The sequence below is a fragment of the Streptomyces sp. sk2.1 genome (assembly GCF_008120935.1).
GTDB lineage: Bacteria > Actinomycetota > Actinomycetes > Streptomycetales > Streptomycetaceae > Streptomyces.
Window position 1 is genome coordinate 1,167,286 of sequence record NZ_RDBO01000077.1, and the last position, 665, is coordinate 1,167,950.

The window sequence follows — 665 nt, forward strand, 5'->3', positions numbered from 1 at the left end:
CCGCCCACCGTCCCCAGCGACGACCCCGCCGACCGACGAGGCGACACCCTCCTCGACCTGGTCCCGGCCGACGGCAACCGCCCCTACGACATGCACAAGGTCATCGAGGAACTCGTCGACGACGGCGACTACCTCGAGGTCCACGAGCGCTGGGCCCGCAACATCGTCTGCGCCCTGGCCCGGATGGACGGCCAGGTCGTCGGGATCGTGGCCAACCAGCCGCAGTCCCTGGCCGGTGTCCTGGACATCGAGGCGTCCGAGAAGGCCGCCCGCTTCGTCCAGATGTGTGACGCGTTCAACATCCCCATCATCACTCTTTTGGACGTACCCGGCTTTCTGCCCGGTGTGGATCAGGAGCACGGTGGAATCATCCGGCACGGGGCGAAGCTGCTGTACGCGTACTGCAACGCGACCGTGCCGAGGATCTCGCTGATCCTGCGCAAGGCGTACGGAGGTGCGTACATCGTCATGGACAGCCAGTCCATCGGTGCGGACCTGACGTACGCCTGGCCGACCAACGAGATCGCGGTGATGGGCGCGGAGGGTGCGGCGAACGTCATCTTCCGTCGGCAGATCGCCGACGCCGAGGACCCGGAGGCCATGCGCCGGCGCATGGTCAAGGAGTACAAGGCCGAGCTGATGCACCCGTACTACGCGGCCGAACG

1 protein-coding gene is annotated in these 665 nt (G+C 66.9%); it reads left to right on the forward strand.

The features are described 5' to 3' along the window. The coding region (locus EAO76_RS32440; RefSeq protein WP_316248385.1) for an acyl-CoA carboxylase subunit beta at positions 1-665 on the forward strand (665 nt) is incomplete at both ends.